We start from the raw sequence: 24,089 nt of genomic DNA, 5'->3' as shown, positions 1-24,089 counted from the left end.
CCTATGACTACAAAATTTCATAACCTGTTTTTCTGCTTGACCTTAATATGGTTGTTCGCATGCACAGCTAAGGATCAAAAACCAAACGTTGTATTTATATTAACCGATCAGTGGAGGGCCTCGGCCTTTGGATACGCAGGGGATGTTAATGTGCAAACCCCTAACCTGGATAAGTTAGCCGGCGAAGCTGTTAGTTTTAAAAATGCAGTTTCGGTATGCCCGGTATGTACCCCTTATCGGGCCTCACTGTTAACCGGAAAATACCCAACATCAACCGGCATGTTCCTGAATGACTTATACCTTCCGGAAGAAGAACTTTGTATGGCTGAAATATTTAAATCTGCAGGATATAACACGGCATACTTAGGTAAATGGCATCTGGATGGTCATGGCCGGTTTAAGAACGTCCAACCCGAACGCCGACAAGGTTTTGATTATTGGAAGGCACTGGAATGTTCTCATGAATACAATAACATGGCTTATTATGAAAACGATTCTCCGGAAATAAAGTACTGGGACGGATATTCACCATTTGCTATTTCAAAAGAGGCTCAAAACTATATTGACGAACATGCACAAGATGAAAATCCATTTTTACTGTTTGTTTCCATAGCCGCACCGCATTTCCCACATCACAGTGCACCGGAAGAATACAAGGCTCTTTATCCAGAAGATGCGATTAAAGTTTCACCCAATGTTCCAGCAGAATTGCATGCCAGAATTAAAAAAGAGCTAAATGGTTACTATGCCCATTGCACGGCTGTAGATAAAGCTATCGGTGATTTATTAGATAAATTAGAGAAAGCCGATGTAATGGAAAATACAATTGTTGTTTTTACCTCCGACCATGGAGAAATGATGGGCTCACATGGCAACCGCCCCAAAAGCAAACAGGTAGCCTGGGATGAATCAACAAGGGTTCCATTTCTCATAAAAACTCCATTTAACACCGACGATGGAGAAGTTGTAAATGCGCCAATCACCACACCAGACATTCTTCCAACCTTGTTAGGATTAGCCAATGTAGATATTCCACAGACAATAGAAGGAGAAAACATCTCAGAGCTGGTTAAGTCACCCGATTCTGAAGTGGACCGCTCTGTTTTATTTATGAATGTCTGTCCCTTTGGGAATGAATATAAATTCGACGAGTACAGGGGAATACGTACAAAACAATATACCTATGTAAGCTCGCCTGAAGGCGCGATAATGCTCTTCGACGACATAAAAGATCCCGAACAATTAAACAACCTTGCAAATAAAGAGGAGTTCGCAAAAGTGCAACAATCACTTACCAAAAAACTTCAAAAGGAATTGAAAGAAATTGGAGATGAGAATTTTCAGAAACGAGAATATTACCTTGATAAATGGAACCTTAAATTGAATGAGGGAAAAGTTGTCGACTATTCAGGTTTTACGCGTGGTGAAGGAGTAGTTCAGTCTCCCAGACTTAGTACAAAATAATTGAAGAAAAACATGATTCAAAGAAATACAAAATTCATGAAAATATTAAGCTTATTTAGCCTAGGTTTTTGCATTGCTTTTGTTGCTTGCAATACAACAACGACAAAAAAGAATGTTGAATTTAACTCTGACGATAAGGCACAATGGATTACCGATGAAAGTGAATTGCCCAAATCCGATTCATTATTTTACCTCGATTATCCGGCGCCACTTTTTAGAAAAGACTTTACCACAGATAAACCGGTTGAGAAAGCAACACTGATTATTACAGCTGCCGGTTATTACAAAGCCACATTAAATGGTGAGCCGGTTGGAAAAAACGAACTAGATCCGGCCTGGACCGATTTTAGCACACGCATTTACTTTTCGGAATACGATGTTACTTCACAACTAAATACCGGCGAAAACTGTCTGGGCGTGAAAATTGGAAATGGGTTTTACAATCCTCTCCCACTCCGGAAATGGGGTCGCCGCAACTTACGCAACGACCTGGCCAAAGTAGGTAAGCCTACTTTTATTGCCAAACTCCATATCGAATATACAAATGGAAAGACTGAAGAAATAATTTCAGATACAAGCTGGAAATATGCCTATGGTCCAATGCTGAAGAACGATGCCTATTTGGGGGTTGCCTACGATGCGCGTCGTGATATTGCCGGATGGGACAAAGCCGGATTTAAGGACAGCAAATGGAAACCAGCATTAATTGGCGAAGCACCGGGAGGAGAATTACAAAAAGCGGTTTCGCCTGGAGTTCAGATAACTAAAAGAATAACACCCGTTGATATTTCATCGCCCAAAAAAGGAATTTATGTGGTAGATATGGGCGTAAACTTTACCGGAACGTACAGAATTAAACTAGCGGGTAATATGGGCGACACCATCACTTTCCGTTTTGGGGAACGCATTTACGACGATGGCAAACTAAATCCAATGACCACCGTAATAGGCCAAATTAAACGCAAAGGTGTTGGCGGTCCGGGTGCTCCCGAAATCGCATGGCAAACCGACAGCTACATAATTGGCAGCGAAAAAGCCGCCTGGTTTCAACCTGAATTTACCTACCACACCTACCGTTACATGGAGGTTTCAGGCCTAAAAGTCAAACCTGAACTTTCTGATATCGAAGGGCTGTTCTTTCATTCGAACGTAGAAAACAAAAACAGTTTCTCGTGTTCTTCTGAACTATTAAATTCAATTCAGGAAATTACCGAAAGAACCTTTAAAGCCAACTTAATTAGTGTGCAGTCGGATTGTCCGGCGCGCGAAAAATTTGGTTATGGAGGCGACCTGAATGCCACCAGCGAATCGTTTATTTACAATTTCGATATGCAGGGCTTTTACCGCAAAACCATTTACGACTGGCTAGATGCCATGCGCGATTCGATGTTTGTGGACACTGCTCCTTTTGCCGGTGTAAAATATTGTGGAATCAGCTGGGAATCGGCTTACTTGCTTACCCAATATTACGTGTATTTATACTACTACGACACCGAATTGGTTAAAGAACTTTATCAGAAAAATATAGCGTGGATGGACAAAGTTGCCTACCTGCACCCCGATGGTTTGGTTGACAAAGGGCTGGGAGACCACGAATCGATGATTCGAGTACCGGTGCAACTTACCGGGACATGCCACTATTTGCAGTGCGCCCGCATTATGGAAACCTTTGCCAAAGAAATGAACGATACAGCAAATGAAGAGAAATACCGTCAATTGGCTGAAAAACTAAAAGGCATTGTTAAAGCTGAGTTCTGGGATATACCGGTAACATTTAAAATAAACAAACAAACCTTATTCTCGGCTTTGCTTTACCACGATATTATTCCTGAAAATGAAATGGAAGCCGCCAGAGACTCGCTAGAGCAAGCCATTAAGAATGGCCCTTCCGGACATTTTAGCACCGGTATTTTCGGAACAAAATACGCACTGGAAGCCCTTTCGGCAAATGTTTCTCCGGAGGCTGTTTTCGATATTGTGAACAGCACGGAATATCCCGGTTGGGGATTTATGATCGACAACGGCGCCACCACCGTTTGGGAAACCTGGGAAGAAAGCGACAACACTTTTTCGAATTGTCACCCCATGTTTGGCACCGTTACCGAATGGTTTTACCGCTGGCTGGGCGGTATTCGCCCGATGCCCGAAGCTCCGGGATTTAAAAAGTTTGTTCTCGCACCTTCCACTCCAGAGGAATTAGATTTTGTGAATTGTTCGTACCAATCTCCTTACGGAGAAATTATTTCGAACTGGAAAAAAGAAGAAAACGGAACTTGTGTTTTTAAAATGACAATTCCTGAAGGAACAACTGCTCAGGTTAGCGTTCTAAAAAATTTATCACAAGAAATTATCTCGATAAAGAAAAATGATAAAGAAATAAGAGACAAACTTTCGGTGTCCAAAGCAAGAAACATCTTATTGGAAGAAGGTAAGTATGAAATTACAGTTTCAGAATAAATTAAGTGTATATCAAATAAACTTAACTGCAACTTTTTAAATACTATCCCAATGCTAAAAAATAAATCAATCCGGATTTTTTATATGGTGATGTCCATATTTTTGATGACGCATTGTAGTTCTGTTAAAAAAGATTTATCCGAAGAAAAATTCTTAAATCCAACAACAGAATACAGGCCTTTGGCATTGTGGCCCTGGTTAAATGGTTTTGTAGATACAACAAAACTTGTTTACGAGCTTGAACAAATGCATGATAAAGGTTTGCGTGGTGCGGTAATTTGGGATATTGGTTCGTTGGCCGATCCTGATAAAATAATTCCGGAAGGCCCTGCATTTCTTGGTAAACAGTCGTTAAATAATATTTCGATTGCACTGAAAACAAGCAAAAAGCTCGGTCTGGATTTAGGCATGGTAGCATCAAGTAGCTGGAATGCAGGAGGCGAATGGGTAGATTCTACCCATGCCAGTATGCAGTTATTAAGCACCAGCCATTTGGTGGAAGGCCCGGGAACTAAAAAAATTACCATTGGAATACCGGAATCACAATGGGGAGAAACCAGGACCTTTTCAAGAATCACATCCATTGCTGTTCCCTATTCCGACTCCGGAATAATTGACACCAATATCAACAAAACCATTTTATTGGATGATTTTATTTCAGAAGGCAAATTTATTAATTGGCAGGTGCCTGAAGGAAAATGGGAAGTGCTTACTTTTTTCATGTGTAATACTGGTCAAAATCTAGTATGCCCCAGTCCAAAATCCAAAGGACTGGTAATTGATCATCTAAGTTACCTGGCAACCCAAAGTCATTTTGATAGTATTATATCACGCCTAAGCTCGATTAGCACACCCGATAATCACCTGAAGTTTTTTATGCTCGACAGTTATGAGGTCTGGCAAATGAAAGACTGGTCGCCTCGGTTTATTCAGGAATTTAAAGCACGCTACCAATACAATCCAATCCCACACCTTCCTCTCTTGCTGGGACATAACTGCAAAGACAGTGTTTTTGCGGAACGGTTTCGCGGCGATTACAGCCGCCTGGTAAGCGACATGATGATTGAAAACCACTTTGCGCAGTCGGTTGATATAGCCGAAAAAAATGGAATGAAAATGTTAACCGAAGCCGGTCATGGAGGCAGTCCGCGCGTTGACCCACTCAAAGCACTGGGGAATTCACACATCCCAATGGGTGAATTCTGGAACAGGAAACGTCATTGGGTCACTAAAGAAGCAGCTAGCGCAGCCCATATTTACGGGAAAAAGACAGTGGCGGCCGAGTCGCTTACAGGGTGGAATCATTGGCAACATGGGCCTACCGATTTTAAACAGCTCATCGATATTGCTTTTTGTGAAGGTCTTAACCAGGTGGTTTTTCACACCTTCGATCACAACCCTGAAATTGCAGGAAAGCCGGGATTTGCTTATCACGCCGGCGAACACGTAAATGCAAATGCAACATGGTGGCCTTATGCCAGGCCTTTTATGGATTACATTGCAAGGTGCTCGTATATGTTACGTCAGGGAAATTTTGTTGGCGATGCATGTTTATACTATGGCGATCAGGCCCCCAATCTGGTTCCTCCAAGAAGGATAGATCCAAATATAAAGCCAATTTTCACAGAAGATAAGTGCTTGCATTGTGGCGATACCAAACCTGTAGATGCTGGCGACTTACCAGGTTATAGCTACGACTATATTAATGCCGATATAATAAGTAATGCCTTAATCTCGAATGATGGGAAATTGGTGTTGCCATCCGGGCAATCTTACAAGGTAATGTTGCTGCCCGACAGAAATGACAGATCGCTGGAAGTTTTGAAAAGCCTCGAAAAATTGGTTTTTGATGGAGCTGTTGTTATTGGCCCGAAGCCCGAAAGAACACCGTCGTTAAAGAATTACCCCAGTTGCGACCTCGAGGTGAAAGAAATTGCCGGCAAAATGTGGGGCAACTGCGATGGTGAGAAGATCCTTTCAAATAAGTATGGCAAGGGAACAGTTTATTGGGGAAAATCGGTAAAAGAAGTGCTGGAAGAGCTGAACATTCCTCCTGATTTTGAAGCACAAGGAATTGACAATTGCGATTATCATATCGATTTCATTCATCGCCAAACAGAAACAGAGGAGCTTTATTTTATTTCAAATAGCAGCCCGGCCAGCGAAAAAATAACAGGCATTTTTAGGGTTGACCAGAATATGATTCCGGAAATTTGGGACGCCGAAACCGGACTGATACAGCGAGATGTTGTGTATTCAAAAGTTAAAAATGGAATTAGCATTGAGCTTCAACTCGAAGGGCTTTCTTCCAGGTTTATCGTTTTCAGGAATAATTCAACTCGAAAAAATGATGCCGGATTAAATTATGATTTGCAATTCGGTTTTAATAAAAAGCAAAAAGTAACAGAAGTAAGTCCTATCGATTTAGGGGCAAACTGGGAAATTAATTTTGATGCCAATATGGGCGCCCCAAAATCTCATCATCTTGAAAAATTGACCAGTTGGTCGGATATTGGTCATGAAGGCATTAAGTATTATTCAGGAGCGGCTAATTATAAAAGAAATTTTACGGTGGCAAAGGAAGCAATCTCAAAAAAAGTGGATGCTTTTGTGGTTTTTGAAGATGTGCAGGAAATAGCGCAGGTTAAGTTGAATGGCAACGACTGTGGAATTATTTGGACACCACCATACAAAGCCAACATTACCCCCTTCCTAAAACAGGGCACTAACGAAATAGAAGTTCAGGTGGTAAATGCATGGAATAACAGGATTCTTGGTGATTTGAGAAATCCCAACAAAAAAAGCTATACCAATACAAATGTTAAATATAAATTTAACCCGAATAGCTCACTTTTAAAATCCGGATTGATTGGGAACGCTGAAATAATCTTTTACAAAGATTAATTATTTTAATAAACCAAAGCGATGAAAATCAATACTAAACTGACTTATCAACTTACTTTTATAATACTTTTCGCGATTACCTTTTGTGGCTGCCAGTCATCACAAACACAGCAAGAAGAAAAACCAAATGTACTTTTTATTATTGCCGACGATTTAGCCGACCGCCTGCCTTGCTATGGTGATACTGTTGCCGTTGCGCCCAACCTGGATCTGCTGGCACAGCGCGGTGTTGTTTTTGGCAATAACTTTTGTCAGTATCCCACCTGCGGACCAAGCCGAGCATCCCTGCTTTCAGGCTTGTATCCTTTCGAAAGCGGATATACACACATGAAACCGGGAACATTTAACGAGCACTTGCCGGGGGTAGTTTCTTTGCCGCACCTTTTCCGCAAAAACGGATATTTTACAGCGCGCGTAGGCAAGATTTTCCACATGGGCATTCCTGCCGGAATTGGAGGCCCCGGCACCGACGACAATCTTGCCTGGGACGTGGCCGTAAACAACACCGGCTACGATGCCAGTCAGGAAGTATGGGACAATGCAACACATGTTGGAGAAAAAGGAAGCCGGGGGGTAAAAATTGTCTATTCAGCTCCCGATATTGAAGATACAAAAATGGCAGATGGACAAGGACTGGAAAATGCCATTCAGCTTTTAACAGAAAACCATCCGCAAAAAACAGGGAAGCCTTTCTTTTTAGCTTATGGGATTTACCGTCCTCATCCGCCCATGATTGTTCCGAAAAAACACTGGGATGCCATCGATATTTCGAAATACAAAATTCCTGAAGTGCCTGAAAACGACCGCGACGATATTCCTGAAATAAACTGGCATTTAAAAGGCGAAAACTTCAACTTTATTCCCGATACTCATGGCGTAAATTATGCACATGCCTATTATGCCGCCATTCATTTTGTGGATGATTTGGCAGGAAAATTAATTGACGAACTGAAAAAACAGAAGCTTGCAAAAAATACCATTATCGTTTTTTCCGGCGATCAGGGATTTCATTTGGGCGAACACGGTCACTGGCACAAATCATCGATGTTTGAAGAAGCTTGCCGCGTACCCTTAATTATCGTTGACCCACGCCAAAAAGAAAAAGCGAAGACATGCACTAATCTGACCGGTTTGATTGACATTTATCCAACCCTTTGCGAACTTACCGGAATTGAAGCCCCTCATAAACTTTCAGGCTTAAGTTTAAAGCCACAATTAAACGATGTGAACACACCTGGTAAAGCCTTTGAATTTACCATGGGCTCCCCCAAAGGCTATGGAATAAGAACCGAAAAATACCGTTACACCGAATGGCGAGAAGATAGCGTTCATGCCGATTTTTCGATGCTCTACGATTTGGAAAAAGACCCAAATGAATTTAAAAATCTGGTTGACGAAAAAGTATATGAAAAAATAGTACAAGAACTGAACGCTAAACTAACCAAGAAAATAATCCAATAAGTAATATGAAACGAACATGAATTTTTATTATTCAAATTCACAAATAAGAAGAATTAAAATTCATCGGGAGTTCCGTCGAATACAAATGAAGAATACAATTGTAATAAGATGAAAAAACTAAACCCAAAAAAAATAGTTTTCCTGAGTATAATTATGGTTGTCGCAACCATACTACAAGTGAACGGACAAAAGAGTGCGAAAGAAGATATTGCAAATCAACTGACACTTTGGTACGATAAGCCGGCCGAATCGTGGATGAAAGAGGCATTGCCAATAGGTAATGGTCCTATGGGTGCTATGCTTTTCGGCGGTACAGATATTGAACGGATTCAATTTAATGAAATTAGCCTTTGGAGTGGCGACCGCTTGCAGAGTGGAGCTATAGAAGAAGAAGATATGGGATGTCATCAGGCTTTTGGTGATATCTTTATTGAGCTTGGACATACACAGGCTAAGGTAAAAAACTACAAACGTCAACTTGACATTAGCACTGCTATCCATACGGTTGAATATGATTACGAAGGAGTACACTATAAACAAACTGCCTTTGCTAATCATCCTGCTAATGTGATAGTTGTAACACTTACTGCTGATAAACCTGGAGCTTACACAGGCCGTGTATGGCTAACCGATATGCACAATGCGAAGATTACCCGAGCAAATAATAGGATGTCTGCTGTGGGAAAATTGGACAATGGCTTTGAATACGAATCACAAGTTCAGGTACTAGCTAAAGGAGGTAAACTAAAACACGCAAATGAGAGTACGGAAAGAATAGTTCCTGCAGTACCAATTGGTGGTTTACATTTTATTAAATGTGATACCTTGACTTTGATTCTTAGTGCCGGAACAAGTTTTGAACAGGACTACGAAAAAGAGTGGTTGGGAGAGCATCCTCACCAAAGAGTTACAAAAGCAGTTGATGCCGCTTCAGCGCAAAGTGCTGAAGCACTTTTAATGGAACATTTGGAAGATTACCAATCTTTATTCGGACGTGTTTCTTTCGATTTGGGAAAAACGGCTCCTGAATTACGCAAAAAAACCACTCAGGAACGCTTACAGGCCTATAAAAATGAAAAATCTACCGACCCGGAACTGGAGGCCTTATTTTGTCAGTTTGGTCGTTACCTGCTAATTAGTTGCTCTCGTCCCGGAGCTTTACCAGCCAACTTGCAGGGTATATGGAACAATAGCAACAGTCCGGTATGGGCAGGAGACTACCATTCAAACATCAATCTTGAAATGAATTACTGGCCTGCAGAAACGGCAAACCTTGGTGAATGCCATGTTCCATTTATTGATTACGTTAATAGCATAAGAGAAGTTAGTGCTAAAAACACAAAAAGGCATTATGGCGACGTTCGTGGATGGACAATTCAGACAATGAATAACGCTTGTGGAATTTCGTTTTGGAAATGGAATGGACCGGGGAGCGCCTGGTATGCCCAACATTTATGGGAACACTATGCTTTTGGTCGCGATAAACAGTACCTGCGTAATATGGCCTACCCCATTCTAAAAGAAGTTTGCCACTTTTGGGAAGACCATCTGGTGAGAAGGCCCGACGGAACATTAATAACCCCTGATGGTTGGTCGCCTGAACAGTATAAATACGAGCCAGAAGAGGGTGTGACTTATGATCAAATGATTATTTGGGATTTATTTAACAACACCGTTGAAGCTGCCGATGAACTGGGAGATGACAAAGAATTTAGAAACCATATTGCCCAAATGAGGGATGATTTGTTAAAACCGGCAATCGGTCGTTGGGGGCAACTAAAAGAATGGGAAATAGATAAAGATAATCCGGAAGACAAACACCGACATGTTTCTCATCTCTTTGGTTTATATCCCGGAAGACAAGTAAGCGTAGTAACTACTCCGGAATTGGCAGAGGCTGCTCGTGTTTCGCTAAATGCCCGTGGCGACGAAAGTACAGGCTGGAGCCGTGCATGGAAAATTAATTTCTGGGCAAGGTTGGGTGATGGAGACCGCGCCCACAAACTACTTGGCAGCCTTGTAAATATTGTTGATGAAACAAAAACCATTTATGGCAAAAGCGGTGGTGGTGTATATGCTAATTTGTTATGCTCTCACCCTCCGTTCCAAATTGATGGTAACCTGGGAGCAACAGCCGGTTATTGCGAAATGTTAATGCAAAGTCATGCAGGACAAATACAATTATTACCTGCACTACCTTCTGTATGGGCTACTGGTTCGGTAAAAGGTTTATGTGCTCGAGGAGGTTTTGAAGTGGATTTAAATTGGAAAGATGGTAAGCTAACAACAGTTACTATTCTCTCAAAAGAAGGTTTGCCTTGTACTGTTAATTATGGCGGTAAAATAAGAAAGTTTAAAACTGAAGCCGGAAAAAAATACCAATTAGACAAGAGTCTGAGATGAATAGCTTTAGAAAAAACATTATAAAAAATACACGATGAAGGTGTCATTTTCCATTTTAATTGCAAGCTTGTTGTTGCTTACATTAAACAACTGCAAACAAAAGCACGCAGAAGAAACAAAGCCCAACGTTATCCTTATAATGACCGACGACCAGGGCTATGGCGACTTGGCTTGCCACGGAAATCCGTATGTAAAAACACCAACTTTAGATAAATTGTACGAGGAAAGTGTTCGCTTTACCGATTTCCATGTTGACCCGTGCTGCGCCCCCACCCGCTCAGCACTTATGACCGGATGTTATTCGTCGCGAGCAGGCGTATGGCATACCATTGGTGGCCGATCCTTATTAAAAGAAGGCATGACAACCATTGCCGATGTATTTAAGGAAAACGGATACGAAACCGCAGTTTTTGGAAAATGGCATTTGGGAGAAAACTATCCTTTCCGACCAATGGACAGAGGTTTTAAAGAGTCGATAGTACATGGTGGCGGCGGTGTTGGCCAAAGTCCCGATTATTGGGGAAACGATTATTTCGACGACAGCTACAAACACAACGGAAAATTTGAAAAATACGAGGGCTATTGCAATACGGTTTGGTTTTCGGAGGCTTTAAAATACATTCAGAAAAACAAGGAAAAGCCTTTCTTTTGTTATGTGGCTACCAACCTTCCGCACGCTCCCTTACGTGTTGGTGAGAAATATATTGAACCTTACAAAAATGATTTATCCGACCGTTTGGCAAGTTATTATGGCATGATTACCAAATTGGATGAAGATATTGCCACATTGTTGCAGGGAGTGCAAGAATTGGGACTGGAAGAAAATACCATCCTTATTTTTATGACAGATAATGGTCCGTGTCCCTGGTTTGGCGGCATCGATATGGATTTTGAAACCGGCTACCCCAAAGAAGGTTACGCCGCCGGAATGCGCGGCGGAAAAATTTGGGGCTACGAAAACGCACACCGCGTGCCCTTTTTTATTCGCTGGCCTAAAGGAAATATTGGCGGAGGAAAAGATATTGACGCCCTTTCGGCACACATCGATGTGATGCCAACGCTTATTGACCTTTGCCAACTGAATAAACCGGAAAAGCTGGATTACGACGGGCAAAGTCTGGCTCCCTTGCTGAACGAAGACCTACAAAACTGGGACGAGCGCACTTTATTTGTACACAACCAGCGGGTTCAGTTCCCGGTAAAGGATAAAGAATATCAGGTTTTAACCGACAAATGGCGACTGGTAAAACGCGAAAAAGATGAATTGTACAACATAAAAAAGGATCCCGGACAACACAACGACATTGCAGCTAAGCACCCTGATGTAGTTAAAAAACTATACAAAAAATACGAAAAGTGGTGGGATGACACCTCGGTGGGTTTTGATAAGTATTCCCAAATTTACATCGGTTCTGAACACGAAAATCCAACATGTCTGTATTCACACGACTCATTTTCGAGGCAAGGGAAAAGGGTTTGGGTGCTACATGTTGACCGCGATGGAGAATACGAATTCAAGGTAAATAAATGGCGGCAGGAATCGGGGAAAAGAATGGTAGAAAACAAAACCGGAGATAAGGATTTGCCTCTAAAAACAGCCTGGCTAAAAGTGGGAAACATTGAACGGGAAATGGAAATTACGCCCGACATGCAATCGGCAACATTTACCGTCAACTTAAAAGCCGGCACCTCTTGTATTCAGGCTTGTTTAAAGTATAGGGAAAAAGGAAAAAGAACCTCAGCCAACTGTGTTTATGTAAATTATCTGGGCGAATCGGATGGCGAAATTTCTGAAAATTACATTCCAGCCAATCCCGATGATGTGCTTCGAAAGAATTATGAGCAGAAAGTTATTGCGTTTGATTAAATCCCATTCCAACACCAACATGAATCATTTTTAAGAACAAAACATAGGGTAAACATAAAGCAGAAACGTCAATATAATTGAAACTTGGAACCAACCTTAACCTAAGGCTAGATACTTAATTATGAAAATTACGAAACCTTACATGCCACAACTGTTAAATTACATAAAGTGTACATTCTTGTTCCTGTTACTTTTTACGGTAACTACCAACGGACAGGAAAAAGTATTTCCGGGTGCCGATGAGCAAACGCCATCGAAAGCGCAATATTTTTCGTGGATTAACAACACCAACGAAGGTGCCACCGAAGAACACACCCGGGTTAACCTTGATTTTTTTGGCTGGTTAAAAAGGGAATACGGCATGCAGCTCGATATTTATGCTTTTGATGCAGGTGCCATTGACGGGGCACGCTTTTATGGAAGCATTTATTCCGACCGCTTTAAAAACCAGTTTCCCAACGGTTTTGATCCATTGTACACTCAGGCAAAATCGTTAGGTATACGATTGGGTGTGTGGGGAGGTCCAGACGGTTTTGGCAATACGCCGGAAGAGGAAAAAGCACGTACCGACCAGATGGTAAAACTCTGCCGCGATTACGAATTTGCATTGTTCAAGTTCGATGCAGTTTGCGGCCCCTTGCGCCCCGAAAAAGAAGATGCATTTATAAACATGATGCAGGAATGCCGCAAGTACAGTCCCGATTTAATATTGTTGAACCACCGTCTTGGGCTAACAAAAAGCAAACCTTATGCCACCACTTTTTTATTTGGCGGCGCCGAAACGTATATCGATGTGCACATGACCAATACCATGACTGCACCGCACCATCGCGCACAGGCTTTGTCGCGCAGAATAGTTCCCGGGTTGAAACGGCTTACCGAAGACCACGGAGTGTGTCTGTCGTCGTGCCTCGATTATTGGGACGATGATTTGATTTTGCAGGCCTTCAACCGCTCTCTCATTTTAGCTCCTGAAATTTATGGAAATCCATGGTTGTTAAACGACACAGAGTTTTCGAAACTGGCACGCATTTACAACCTACACCGAAAATACAGGGATATTCTGATTGATGGAAAAACACTTCCCGAATCGTATGGTCCATACCCGGTTTCTAGAGGAAATAAAAACACACGAATTGTAACCTTACGTAACCTGAAATGGACTACTGAAACCTATACCGTAAAACTCGATGAGGAAATTGGTATGGAAGCAAACGAGGAGATTACCTTGATTCAGTTACATCCTTCTGAAAAAATACTGGGCACCTATAAAAAAGGCGACCTGGTTGAGGTTGAAGTACAACCATTCAGGGCATCAATGCTGTTGGCAACCACCCAAAAGTATAACGAACCAGCTGTGGTAGGGGCTGATTTCAGGGTAATAAAAAATGTAGTCGGGCAACCCGTTAAAATAGAAGTTTTGGGAATGCCGGGCACAACATCCAGCATTTCATTGTTGAATGCCGACGAATACAAATCTGCTAAAATTGCCGGGAAAGAGGTTACCAAACTTCTGAAAGGAAAAAACATAAAACTCACATTTCCTGGCGAAGCACTTACAAATATAACCCACCGCAAGTTGGGCGATTTAACCGAAACTTTCATTCCTGAAGACGCGGATGCTTTATATGAAGCCACAGCTTATGCCGCCGACAACAATGCACTGGAAGTACGATCGCTGCAACGCTCGGGCGAAACTTCTATTCCTGAAGTACAGGCTGCTCGAGATGCCTTTTTTAACCAGCAAGCTTTTATTGATCGTGGAGTTTGGGATAAAAGCCTGTTCGATGGTGATTTAAAAACCGGCTTCTGGCCAACCCAACGCTACAAAACCGACCATCGTGTAAGCTTTCGTCTCGACCTTGGAAAGGTGCAGCCATTGGATGAACTAAAAGTTTTTGTCCCTGATGTATTTTCGCTACTTCCGCTGCAACCCGATGAAGGCCAAATTATAGAAATTTCTACCGACCTGAAAAACTGGGAAGAAATAACTTATCTTGCTGATACAGAAATCAACATTGAAATCGGAAAACAGGTGCGTTATCTACGCTTTAGAAATTTCCCCCAACAAGTAACTGAAATTGAAGGATTTGTTTCAGGAAATAAATTGGACAGAACGGGTTGGAGGGCCTCAAATCTATTTGCTCACCCAAGGTATAAAAAAACCCAAAAAGCCTGGAAAAAAACAGTCGTTCTGGATGAAATCCCTGCCAACAGCTATTTGTGCATAGCCATAAACGGTGTACATGGAAAAGAAGGTGCTTTTGCCGCGGCAAAAATAGGTGATGAATTGATAGGTGCACCTGACCGCGCGCCATCGCACCTGTGCAACCCATGGGAATATTTCAACCCAAGAAGGGACAGCAACTACACATACTATATTCCGGTAAATGAAAATTATTTGGGAAAAGAAATGGAGCTCTTTGTTTTTGGTTACGATAAAAAACATCTCGACTTTAAACCGGAAGTTTGGATTACTGCTTATCCTTTCCCCTGGGAAAAAATAGAGCTGGTATTGGAACCTAAGAAGAATGAAAAATTAATGATCGACTAAATACGTAACCATGAGAAATATATCCATATTTATAACTGCTTTCATCCTGTTTTCTTTTTTATACTCATGCAAAAGCAGGAAAGTAGAAAATAAAAAGCCAAATATCATCTTTATCCTTACCGACGACCAGCGATGGGATGCACTGGGTTATGCCGGTAACAAAATCATCCAAACTCCCAATATGGATCAGCTGGCACAATCTGGCCTGTATTTTAAGAATGCCTTTGTAACCACCCCAATTTGCGCTGCAAGTAGGGCTAGTATTTTCACTGGTTTGTACGAAAGAACCCATAATTATACATTTGGAAAAAACAAGCTAATTGCCGATCCATATATTTACGACAGTTACCCGTATTTACTTAAAAAAGCGGGTTACCAAACCGGTTTTGTAGGAAAATTCGGAGTGAGAGTTAACGATGGAATGCTTGACACTATGTTTCACTCAAATATAGTAACAAGGTATCCCTATTTCAAAGAAGTACAAGGAAAGCAGGTACACCTGGTCGATATTCATGGCGATCATGCCATTGACTTTATCAAATCAAATAAACAAGAGCCTTTTTGCCTTTCCCTTTCATTTTGGTCCCCGCATGCAGATGATGGTTCAGAAGAACAATATTTCTGGCCCCAAAGATGCGATAGCTTGTATATAAACGATCAAATACCTGTTCCCGAAACTGCTGATCCTGCCTTTTTTGAATCGCTACCGGAATACCTGAAAACCACAATGAATAGAAAAAGGTGGCACTGGCGTTATGATACACCTGAGAAATACCAGGAAATGGTAAAAGGCTATTATCGGATGATTAGCGGTGTGGATGATGTGATCGGTAAAATACAGAATACTTTGGAAGAAGAAGGTATAGCTGAAAATACGGTGATTATTCTGATGGGCGATAATGGTTACTTTATGGGAGAACGTGGTTATGCCGGCAAATGGCTTATGCACGAACAGTCGTTACGAGTACCTTTAATGATATACGATCCCAGACAGCCGATAATGGAAAGAAGCAAAACGCTGGAGGAAATGGTATTGAATGTGGATGTAACACCGACAATTTTGAACCTGGCGGGACTTGCTGTTCCGGAAAGATACCAGGGAGAAAGCCTGACTGCCTTTTACGGTGAAACACCCCAACATTGGAGAACCTCGATTTTTTGTGAGCACCGCTGGAAAAACAATGCATTAATTCCCAGAACCGAATGTTTCAGGGACAACGACTGGAAATTTATACGCTACGACGATGCCCCCGAATTGATGGAACTGTACAATTATAGTAATGATATAAACGAAGTCAAAAACCTGGCTTACGAGCCGGAATATAGGGGTAAGGTGGAATATTATTCACATAAATGTGATTCGATTATTGAAAGTTTGGTCAGTGATCGAGTTGAAAACGCGAAATAAAAATTTAATGAAACTGATCTACTATCTGTCGAGTTCGCTCTTGGTATTCTTAGCTTTTAGTTGCTCCAGGCCAGCTGAAAAAGAAGCCCAGTGGATTACTGTACCTGGTTTTGAACATGCCGAAAACCAATGGTTTCAAATTCGCAAAGAAATTAAGCTGAAGAAGCAGCCCGAAACCGCAATTGCAACAATTGCTGCAGATAGTAAATATTGGTTATGGATTAACGGAGAATTGGCAGTTTTGGAAGGTCAGCTTAAAAGGGGCCCCAATCCCAGCGATACTTATTTCGATGAAATTGACCTTGCCCCCTGGTTAAAAAAAGGTAAAAACACCATTGCCGTTCAACTTTGGTATTTCGGGTGTGATGGTTTTTCGCACAAGGATAGTAAAATGGCCGGTTTCTATTTTAACTGCGTTTCAGGGAAGGAAAGGATGGTAAGTGATTTAGGATGGAAGATCCGGGTTGACAGTGCCTATCAGGATGCAGGAATACCCCGCAAAAATTTCCGCCTACCCGAAAGCAACGTTCGTTTTGTGGCGACGCAACATCATCAAGGTTGGCAACTGCCCGGATTCGATGACTCAAAATGGCGGAATGCTGTTGAGATTGGAAAAATTGGAACCGCTCCCTGGAATGATTTGGTGAAACGGCCGATTCCGCAATGGAAAGATTTTGGGTTGACCAAAGTAACTGATTTGAAACGAGACAGCAACCGGGTGGCGATGAAGCTTCCCTACAATATGCAGTTTCACTTTTGGCTGAAAGTAAAATCTGATGCGGGAAAACAGATTGAAATCACCACAGATAACTTTTACAACTTGAATGATATCCCCTTGCGCGCAGAATATGAAACCAAAGGGGGAGTGCAAGAATACGAACATTTACCCTGGCTAAACGGTGAGGAAGTGTATTTCGACCTTGAAGAAGGCGTTGAAATCCTGGAAGCCGGATACCGCGAAACAGGATATAACTCCGAATTTGATGGGGAATTTAAAGTCGATGATGCAGATTTGATGACCTTACTTGCAAAAGCGGAACGTACGCTTTATGTAACCATGCGCGACAATTTCATGGACTGTCCCGATAGAGAGAGAGCACAATGGTGGGGCGATTTGGTTTTGGAAATGGAGGAAACATTTTACGCAATGGACAACACGGCAATCGACCTTTCGCGCAAAGCCATTTATGAGCTGGTGGATTGGCAGAAGCCCGACAGCACGCTATTTTCTCCCATTCCGGCGGGCAACTGGGACAAAGAACTGCCGCAACAAATGCTGGCAAGTATCGGGTGGTTCGGTTTTCGTCATTATGTGCAATATACCGGCGAACAGGAGATGTATAACAAAGTGTTTCCAGCCGTGAAAGAATACCTGTCGAAGTGGCAGGTCGGTGAAGATGGCTCGGTGCCCTTCAAAAAAGGGGGCTGGAACTGGGCCGACTGGGGCGGAAAACTGGACAAAACCCTGTTGGAGCATGTTTGGTATTATTTGGCGTTGAAAGGTTATGCTGAAATGGCTGAGTATGTGAATGAACCTGGCGAGAAGAATCGTGCTTTGGAAAAAATGGAGCGCGTTAAGAATCATTTGAATTCGGAGTTCTGGACAAAACAAGGCTATCGTTCACCAAACTATAAAAAAGAAACAGATGACCGGGGCAACGGATTGGCCGTGGTTGCCGGTATCGCTGATCCATCAAAATATCCGGTATTAAGGAACCTTTTATTTGAAACCCGACACTCAAGCCCTTACATGGAAAAATATGTTGAAGAAGCGTTGTTTGTGATGGGAGAGACCGAACTTGCCCTAACACGAATGAAAGAACGGTATAAACCAATGATAGACTCCGAACACAGTACCCTTTGGGAAATTTTCCATGATGGAAACTGGTCGCACAACCACGCATGGAGCGGAGGCCCGCTTTCTCTAATGTATAAATACCTTGCGGGTATAGAGCCGGAAAAACCAGGATTTAGCGAGTTTCATGTTTTTCCGGAACCCGGAAACTTCAAAAGTATGTCGTGTTCCTTCTCCACCGTAAAGGGTAAAATAAAACTTGCATATGATAAGCTGAATACAAAAATATCCTACCAATTAGTGGTGCCGGACCAATCTTCCGCCATTATCAGAATCCCCAAAAACAATAAGGATTTTAAGGTGCAAGGAGAGCGTAAACATATAGAATTAGTACAACGTGAAGACAATTTATATAAATACTTCAAGCTGGAATCAGGAAGCTGGGAAATAGTGGTTGATACTAAAACACAATTTAACAATAAGGAACTAGCTTCAAAATAAAACAAAACTATGTTTAGCAAAAAAACTTATATAGAAAGAAGAAAGGTACTGAAGGAACGAGTAGAAAAAGGCTTGATACTATTCTTTGGGAACGACGAGTCACCCATGAACTATGCCGATAACACTTATCATTTCAGGCAAGACAGTACCTTTTTGTATTATTTCGGCATAAATCAGCCTGGATTGGCAGCGCTAATCGATGTGGATAACGACCGTGAAATTATTTTCGGAAATGAATACACGGTGGAAGACTTTGTATGGATGGGGCCGCAAGCTACTATTGCCGAAAAAGCCGATGCTTGCGGTATAAAAGAAGTTGTGCCCGCAAAAGAACTTGAAAAACAGGTTAAAGCTGCAAAACAAAAAGGACAAACTATTCATTTCCTGCCTTTGTACCGTGCAGAAAACAAAATTAAGTTGCAGGAACTCACCGGCATTGCGCCCAACGAGGTGGCAACATGCTTCTCGGTAGATTTGGTGAAAGCTGTGGTTAGCCAACGCGAAATAAAAACAGAAGAAGAAATTGCCAGCATTTCGCAAGCTGTTGATGTTTCTGTTGATATGCACGTGGCGGCCATGCGCATTGCCAAACCCGGAATGACAGAGGCTCAGGTAACTGCGGAGATTCATAAAATAGCCCTTGCCGAAGGTGGAAATATTTCATTCCCTATAATAGCCACGAAAAATGGACAGACTTTGCACAACCACTACCACGGGAATACTATTAACCGTGGCGACATGTTTTTAATTGATGCCGGTTTCGAAAACGAAATGATGTACGCCGGTGATTTATCGAGTACAATACCGGTAAGTAAAAAATTCAGCGCCGAGCAAAAGGAGATATATCAGCTGGCTCTTGAATCTCATCAGGCGGCAATCGATACCTTAGGTTTGGGAATTCCGTTTAAAAACGCCCATGAAGCGGCTTGTACAACCATTTTCGATGGATTGAAAACTATGGGTTTCACCAAAGGAAACCCCCAGGATGCCTTTGAAGCCGGCGCACACGCACTATTCTTTCCGTGTGGAACCGGACATATGATGGGACTGGATGTGCACGACATGGAAGATCTGGGTGAGGTATGGGTAGGATACGATGGCCAACCCAAAAGTACGCAGTTTGGATTAAAATCATTACGACTGGCCAAACCGCTGCAGGCAGGACATGTTTTCACCATTGAACCGGGAATTTATTTTATCCCTGAATTGATTGACCAGTGGCGTGCACAAAACAAGTTCAACGATTTTATAAACTGGGAAAAAGTGGACAGTTATCGGAATTTTGGTGGAATTCGAAACGAGGAAGATTTTGTAATGACCAAAAACGGCCCACAACTTTTAGGCAAACCAAAGCCAAAAACAATTGAAGATATTGAATCCATAAGAGCAGAAACGGAATAAAAAATAATGATTATGAAAAAACAAACTGGTGTTATCTTGTGGCTAGTGTGCCTGCTTTTTTCGGGTATAACAGAGGCACAAAATTCGGGTAGAAACAGGGACTGGTCAGAAAAAGAAATTGACGTATTTCTTAACGAATCCGAGCTGATTCCCATTATGATTAACGGAGATAAGGACAACCGTATAAACATAGTCTTAATGAACCGCTGGACATCCAACGAAAAGGCGCCTTATAATTCTCCGGAAATGCGTGATGAATTTATAAAAGACATTAATGAATCGTTAATTGCAGCCTTAACGCCGGGTGATTCCAAGGCACAAACGGCCTATGCCAACTACCGCGAATTTTTTAACGTGTATGGTTTGTGGTATCCCAATTCACCCGAGTGGAACGTAGGAATTAACGGTAATGCGGTAGATGCGATGCGCGACAAACTCTTCCTGCCCTGGAAAGATGAAAACCTGGGATGGGCAACATTTTTGGTTCTGCCGAATCTGGATAATGGTGGCGGAGGTGCTGGCAGAAATCTGGAAGCAAGGGTCGGAAGAGCCCTGATTGCAGGAAATGGAATAGCCAAGATGCTGCACGAGATTGCCCACACCTGTATGAGTATTGGTGATGAATACACGGGTCCAGCAACCGGAACAAAGGCGAATCCTACTTACACAGTTTCAACCGAATACGAACGCGATAAAATAAAATGGCGGAAATGGATTGAGCCCGAAACACCGCTTCCAACACCGTATACCGCACAATACAAAGATAAAGTTGGAGCATTTGAAGGTGCGCAATATCATTTGGTCGACTATCACCGCTCAACAGCACAGGGATGCATTATGGGCGCAGGTGTTTTTGATAATACCGAAAAAATGTGCCCCATTTGCGAGCAACGGGTTGCCATGCGGGTGAACAAACTGGTAAATCCGATAAATAACATAACGCCTGCCAATACTAAAATCGCTATTGACGGAAAAACCAAGATTCATTTCGCCATTGACCATATTACACCCACTCCAAACACACAGGTGGTACGCTGGATTTTAAACGGCAAGACTATTGCTACCGGAACGGATGAAGTTGACGTTGAGTTTGGAGAATTGGCAAGCTACGAACTAAACTGTTCCATTACCGACGAATCACATTTTATCCGTCCCGACCCACCTTACGCAAAATATCCGAAACGCGAGGTTGTTTGGGAAATAACCAATTCGGCACCAACATCGGATGCAAAAGAATTGGTGCTAAGCATAATAAAAGAACAACAAAAAAATAAAGTTACACTAAAACCGGTTGTTACAGGAGGAACACCTCCGTTCTTTTACGCTTGGTCAAACGGAACCAGTTCAAAGGTATTGTCGGATGTTACCGCCGGAATATACGAAGTTAAAGTTACCGATAGTGATTACAGGTCCGCTAAAGCAAAGGTTTTGGTGGGTAATAGTGAATTCAATTTTTCAACCCATTCTAAAAATCAGAAAAAAAACGATGCTGATTTTAATATAGCATCTAAGATTGCTGCCTCGGCAAAGGATAAGAATAACGGAAAAGTTGAGGTAATTGCCACCGGTGGCAAAGCCCCATATTCATTTGTTTGGACAGACGGGCTGCATAAATATTCCAAGGGAATCGTTTATGAAGCAGAAGATGCCAGCATAGAAATCCCAGGATATTCGGCTAAAGAATACTTCGATGCCAGCAACAAATATATGGTTCAGTTTAACGAAAAAGAAGGCTCCATCAGTTGGCGTGTTGAGGTGGCTAAAACCGGAACCTATCCAATTGACATTGCCTACGCCGGTGTAGCCCGGAAAGGAACGCCCATGGAAGTTTCCGTGAACGGGAATACGATTGAGAAAGCACTGATGTTTCATCCTACACGCCCTTTGTACACTGGATGGGAAAAGGCAGTGGTGAAGGCCCATTTAAATGAGGGAGAGAATACCATTTGTTTGAAATCGACCGGAAAATCGGGAGCCAATATCGATTACCTGCGCGTTCCGGGATCATTTGAGATTATTCCTGCAAAAGGTAATAAACGGTTCGATATGAAACCGGGTGAATATTCCGTGCTGATTACCGATGCTAAGAATAAAGCGACAGAGAAAACGCTGATCGTTCCGGAGGTGTACCCTTTCGAAATTGACAATCTGGAAGTCGAAATTACAAAGCCGGGCGTTTTAAGTATTGTGAATCCGTTGGAAGGTTATACTTACTTGTGGTATTCCGAAAACGTGCCATTATTCAAGGCTGAAAAATTTGAAAACGCACTTTTCGAAGGAAATGAATTTAAGCCGGAGAAGCCCGGAAGTTATTATGTTTCTGCAAAAAACAACTATTCAAATGTGGAAAGCAGCAACCGTATTTGCATTGCCGTTGGCGATAAACCGGAGTCAAACACAATTCACGAAATGAGCCCGTCCCGCTTGGGTGAAGACCACATTAAACTCTGGTTTGATGCCAGCGATTTAGATGGTGACGGAAACGAAGACGGAGCTATTCCTCAACGAGGCCCGGTTAAAAACTGGATGGAAAAGACCTGGAAGAATCCGGGTAAGATTTTTACCAAATACGAGCCTAACTCACTTAACGGCAAAGGCGTAGGTGCCTTCGGCAGTGTTTGGGTATCCGATCTGGGTAAAAAAATAAGCGGTATTCAAACAGTTATTCTGGTATATAAAGAAAGTAGCTTAACATTTCCCGGGAAATGGATTTTCAGGGATTTGAACAAATACCTGGGTGCCAGCAAAGACCCTTCGAAAAGCATCTTTGATTTCGATACGGTTGATGAAAAAACTAAAAAAGCAAGTGTTTACCTGAACGGTGGAAAAATTGACCCGTTCAACACGCCCAATCCTATGGACTATTGCATTCTCACGGTAGAATTTCCTGAAGTGATTGAAGATAAATTTGAAAGAGTTGAAGGGTTTTGGGAAGGAGATATCGCCGAAATGATTTTTGTGGATAAAGCACTCACTGAATCAGAAAGAATAGGTATTGAGGAATATTTGCGTAAAAAATGGTTTGCTGCGGTTGACCTGAAGTTCTGATCCCGAGGCGCTTAAAGAATGTAATCATTCATTACAACTCTATCAGTAAAATGATAAAAACAAAACAATAAAAACAAATTTCCTAAAAAAACACAAATATTAAAACATGAAAAAGAATTATTTAATCTGTGTAGTAATGGCACTAACGATTTTAGCAGGCTGTGCATGCGAAAAAAAAGACAACACACTAACCAGCCAGGAAAAGAAAGAAGGTTGGAAATTATTATTCGACGGTGAAACTACCAATGGATGGCGCGGTTTCAACAGCGCTGAAATACCGCAGGCCTGGAGTGCCACCGACGGTACTTTAATGTCCGCTGGCGAAGGTGGCGACATTGGCGGGGACATCATTACGACTGAAAAATATGATAATTTCCATTTGAAACTGGACTGGAAACTTTCCCCGGAGGGTAACAGTGGAATTATGTACCACGTGGTGGAAGCACCTGAATTAAAATCTACGTATTACTCGGGCCCTGAATACCAAATTATCGACGACATAGGATTTCCTGGTGGTGTAACGCCCTACAACTCTACCGGTGCCGATTATGCCATGACTCCGGCGGATACAACGCAAAAAGTACTTTATCCCGTTGGCGAATGGAATAGTTCAGAAATTATCTTCGATAACGGTAAAGTAAGCCATTACCTTAATGGCAAAAAGATAGTTGAATTTACAGCCTGGACAGAAGAATGGAAAGCCAATGTGGCGAATGGAAAATGGAGCAAATATCCTGCTTATGGCAAAGCAAAGACCGGGCACATTGCTTTACAGGATCACGGAAGCTATATTTGGTTTAAAAACATAAAAATTAAAGCGCTATAA

At 42.1% G+C, this 24,089-nt stretch carries 12 protein-coding genes; all 12 read left to right on the top strand.

The features are described 5' to 3' along the window. The first annotated feature begins 3 nt into the window (after nt 1–3). The 12 genes from ACRD64_RS04945 (at nt 4) to ACRD64_RS04890 (ending at nt 24,089) form a co-directional block, all read left to right on the top strand. Nucleotides 4–1,464: a sulfatase family protein gene (locus ACRD64_RS04945; protein ID WP_430932113.1), complete on the top strand. Its 1,461-nt coding sequence runs from the start codon at nt 4–6 to the stop codon at nt 1,462–1,464. A gap of 36 nt (nt 1,465–1,500) precedes the next feature. After that, nucleotides 1,501–3,921 carry a family 78 glycoside hydrolase catalytic domain gene (locus ACRD64_RS04940; RefSeq protein WP_430932112.1) on the top strand — a complete coding sequence of 807 codons (2,421 nt, stop codon included), beginning with the start codon at nt 1,501–1,503 and terminating at the stop codon, nt 3,919–3,921. A gap of 51 nt (nt 3,922–3,972) precedes the next feature. After that, entirely contained in the window at nt 3,973–6,825 is a 2,853-nt protein-coding gene (locus tag ACRD64_RS04935; protein WP_430932111.1) for a glycosyl hydrolase, read from the top strand. Between the two features lie 21 nt (nt 6,826–6,846). Then, nucleotides 6,847–8,286 carry a sulfatase gene (locus ACRD64_RS04930; protein ID WP_430932110.1) on the top strand — a complete coding sequence of 480 codons (1,440 nt, stop codon included), beginning with the start codon at nt 6,847–6,849 and terminating at the stop codon, nt 8,284–8,286. 108 nt (nt 8,287–8,394) lie between these two features. Beyond that, the gene (locus ACRD64_RS04925) at nt 8,395–10,689 is read left to right on the top strand and encodes a glycoside hydrolase family 95 protein (RefSeq protein ID WP_430932109.1); all 2,295 of its coding nucleotides are present in this window, start codon (nt 8,395–8,397) and stop codon (nt 10,687–10,689) included. A gap of 34 nt (nt 10,690–10,723) precedes the next feature. Beyond that, nucleotides 10,724–12,556 (top strand): arylsulfatase, encoded by a 1,833-nt coding sequence (locus tag ACRD64_RS04920; protein WP_430932108.1) that lies wholly within the window; start codon nt 10,724–10,726, stop codon nt 12,554–12,556. A 121-nt stretch (nt 12,557–12,677) separates the two neighbouring features. Beyond that, nucleotides 12,678–15,110, top strand: coding sequence for a hypothetical protein (locus ACRD64_RS04915; protein WP_430932107.1), 2,433 nt, complete (start codon nt 12,678–12,680; stop codon nt 15,108–15,110). A gap of 10 nt (nt 15,111–15,120) precedes the next feature. Beyond that, nucleotides 15,121–16,518 (top strand): sulfatase family protein, encoded by a 1,398-nt coding sequence (locus tag ACRD64_RS04910; protein WP_430932106.1) that lies wholly within the window; start codon nt 15,121–15,123, stop codon nt 16,516–16,518. Nucleotides 16,519–16,525: 7 nt separating this feature from the next. After that, on the top strand, nt 16,526–18,814 hold the full coding sequence (locus tag ACRD64_RS04905; protein WP_430932105.1) for an alpha-L-rhamnosidase C-terminal domain-containing protein: 2,289 nt from the start codon (nt 16,526–16,528) through the stop codon (nt 18,812–18,814). A 9-nt stretch (nt 18,815–18,823) separates the two neighbouring features. After that, the gene (locus tag ACRD64_RS04900) at nt 18,824–20,215 is read left to right on the top strand and encodes an aminopeptidase P family protein (RefSeq protein WP_430932104.1); all 1,392 of its coding nucleotides are present in this window, start codon (nt 18,824–18,826) and stop codon (nt 20,213–20,215) included. Nucleotides 20,216–20,227: 12 nt separating this feature from the next. Further along, on the top strand, nt 20,228–23,263 hold the full coding sequence (locus ACRD64_RS04895) for a hypothetical protein (protein ID WP_430932103.1): 3,036 nt from the start codon (nt 20,228–20,230) through the stop codon (nt 23,261–23,263). A gap of 106 nt (nt 23,264–23,369) precedes the next feature. Then, the gene (locus ACRD64_RS04890; RefSeq protein ID WP_430932102.1) at nt 23,370–24,089 is read left to right on the top strand and encodes a 3-keto-disaccharide hydrolase; all 720 of its coding nucleotides are present in this window, start codon (nt 23,370–23,372) and stop codon (nt 24,087–24,089) included.

Origin of the sequence: Saccharicrinis sp. 156 (genome assembly GCF_050589685.1) — a bacterium.
Taxonomy (GTDB): domain Bacteria; phylum Bacteroidota; class Bacteroidia; order Bacteroidales; family Marinilabiliaceae; genus Saccharicrinis.
This window is presented reverse-complemented; position numbering and strand designations above follow the sequence as displayed.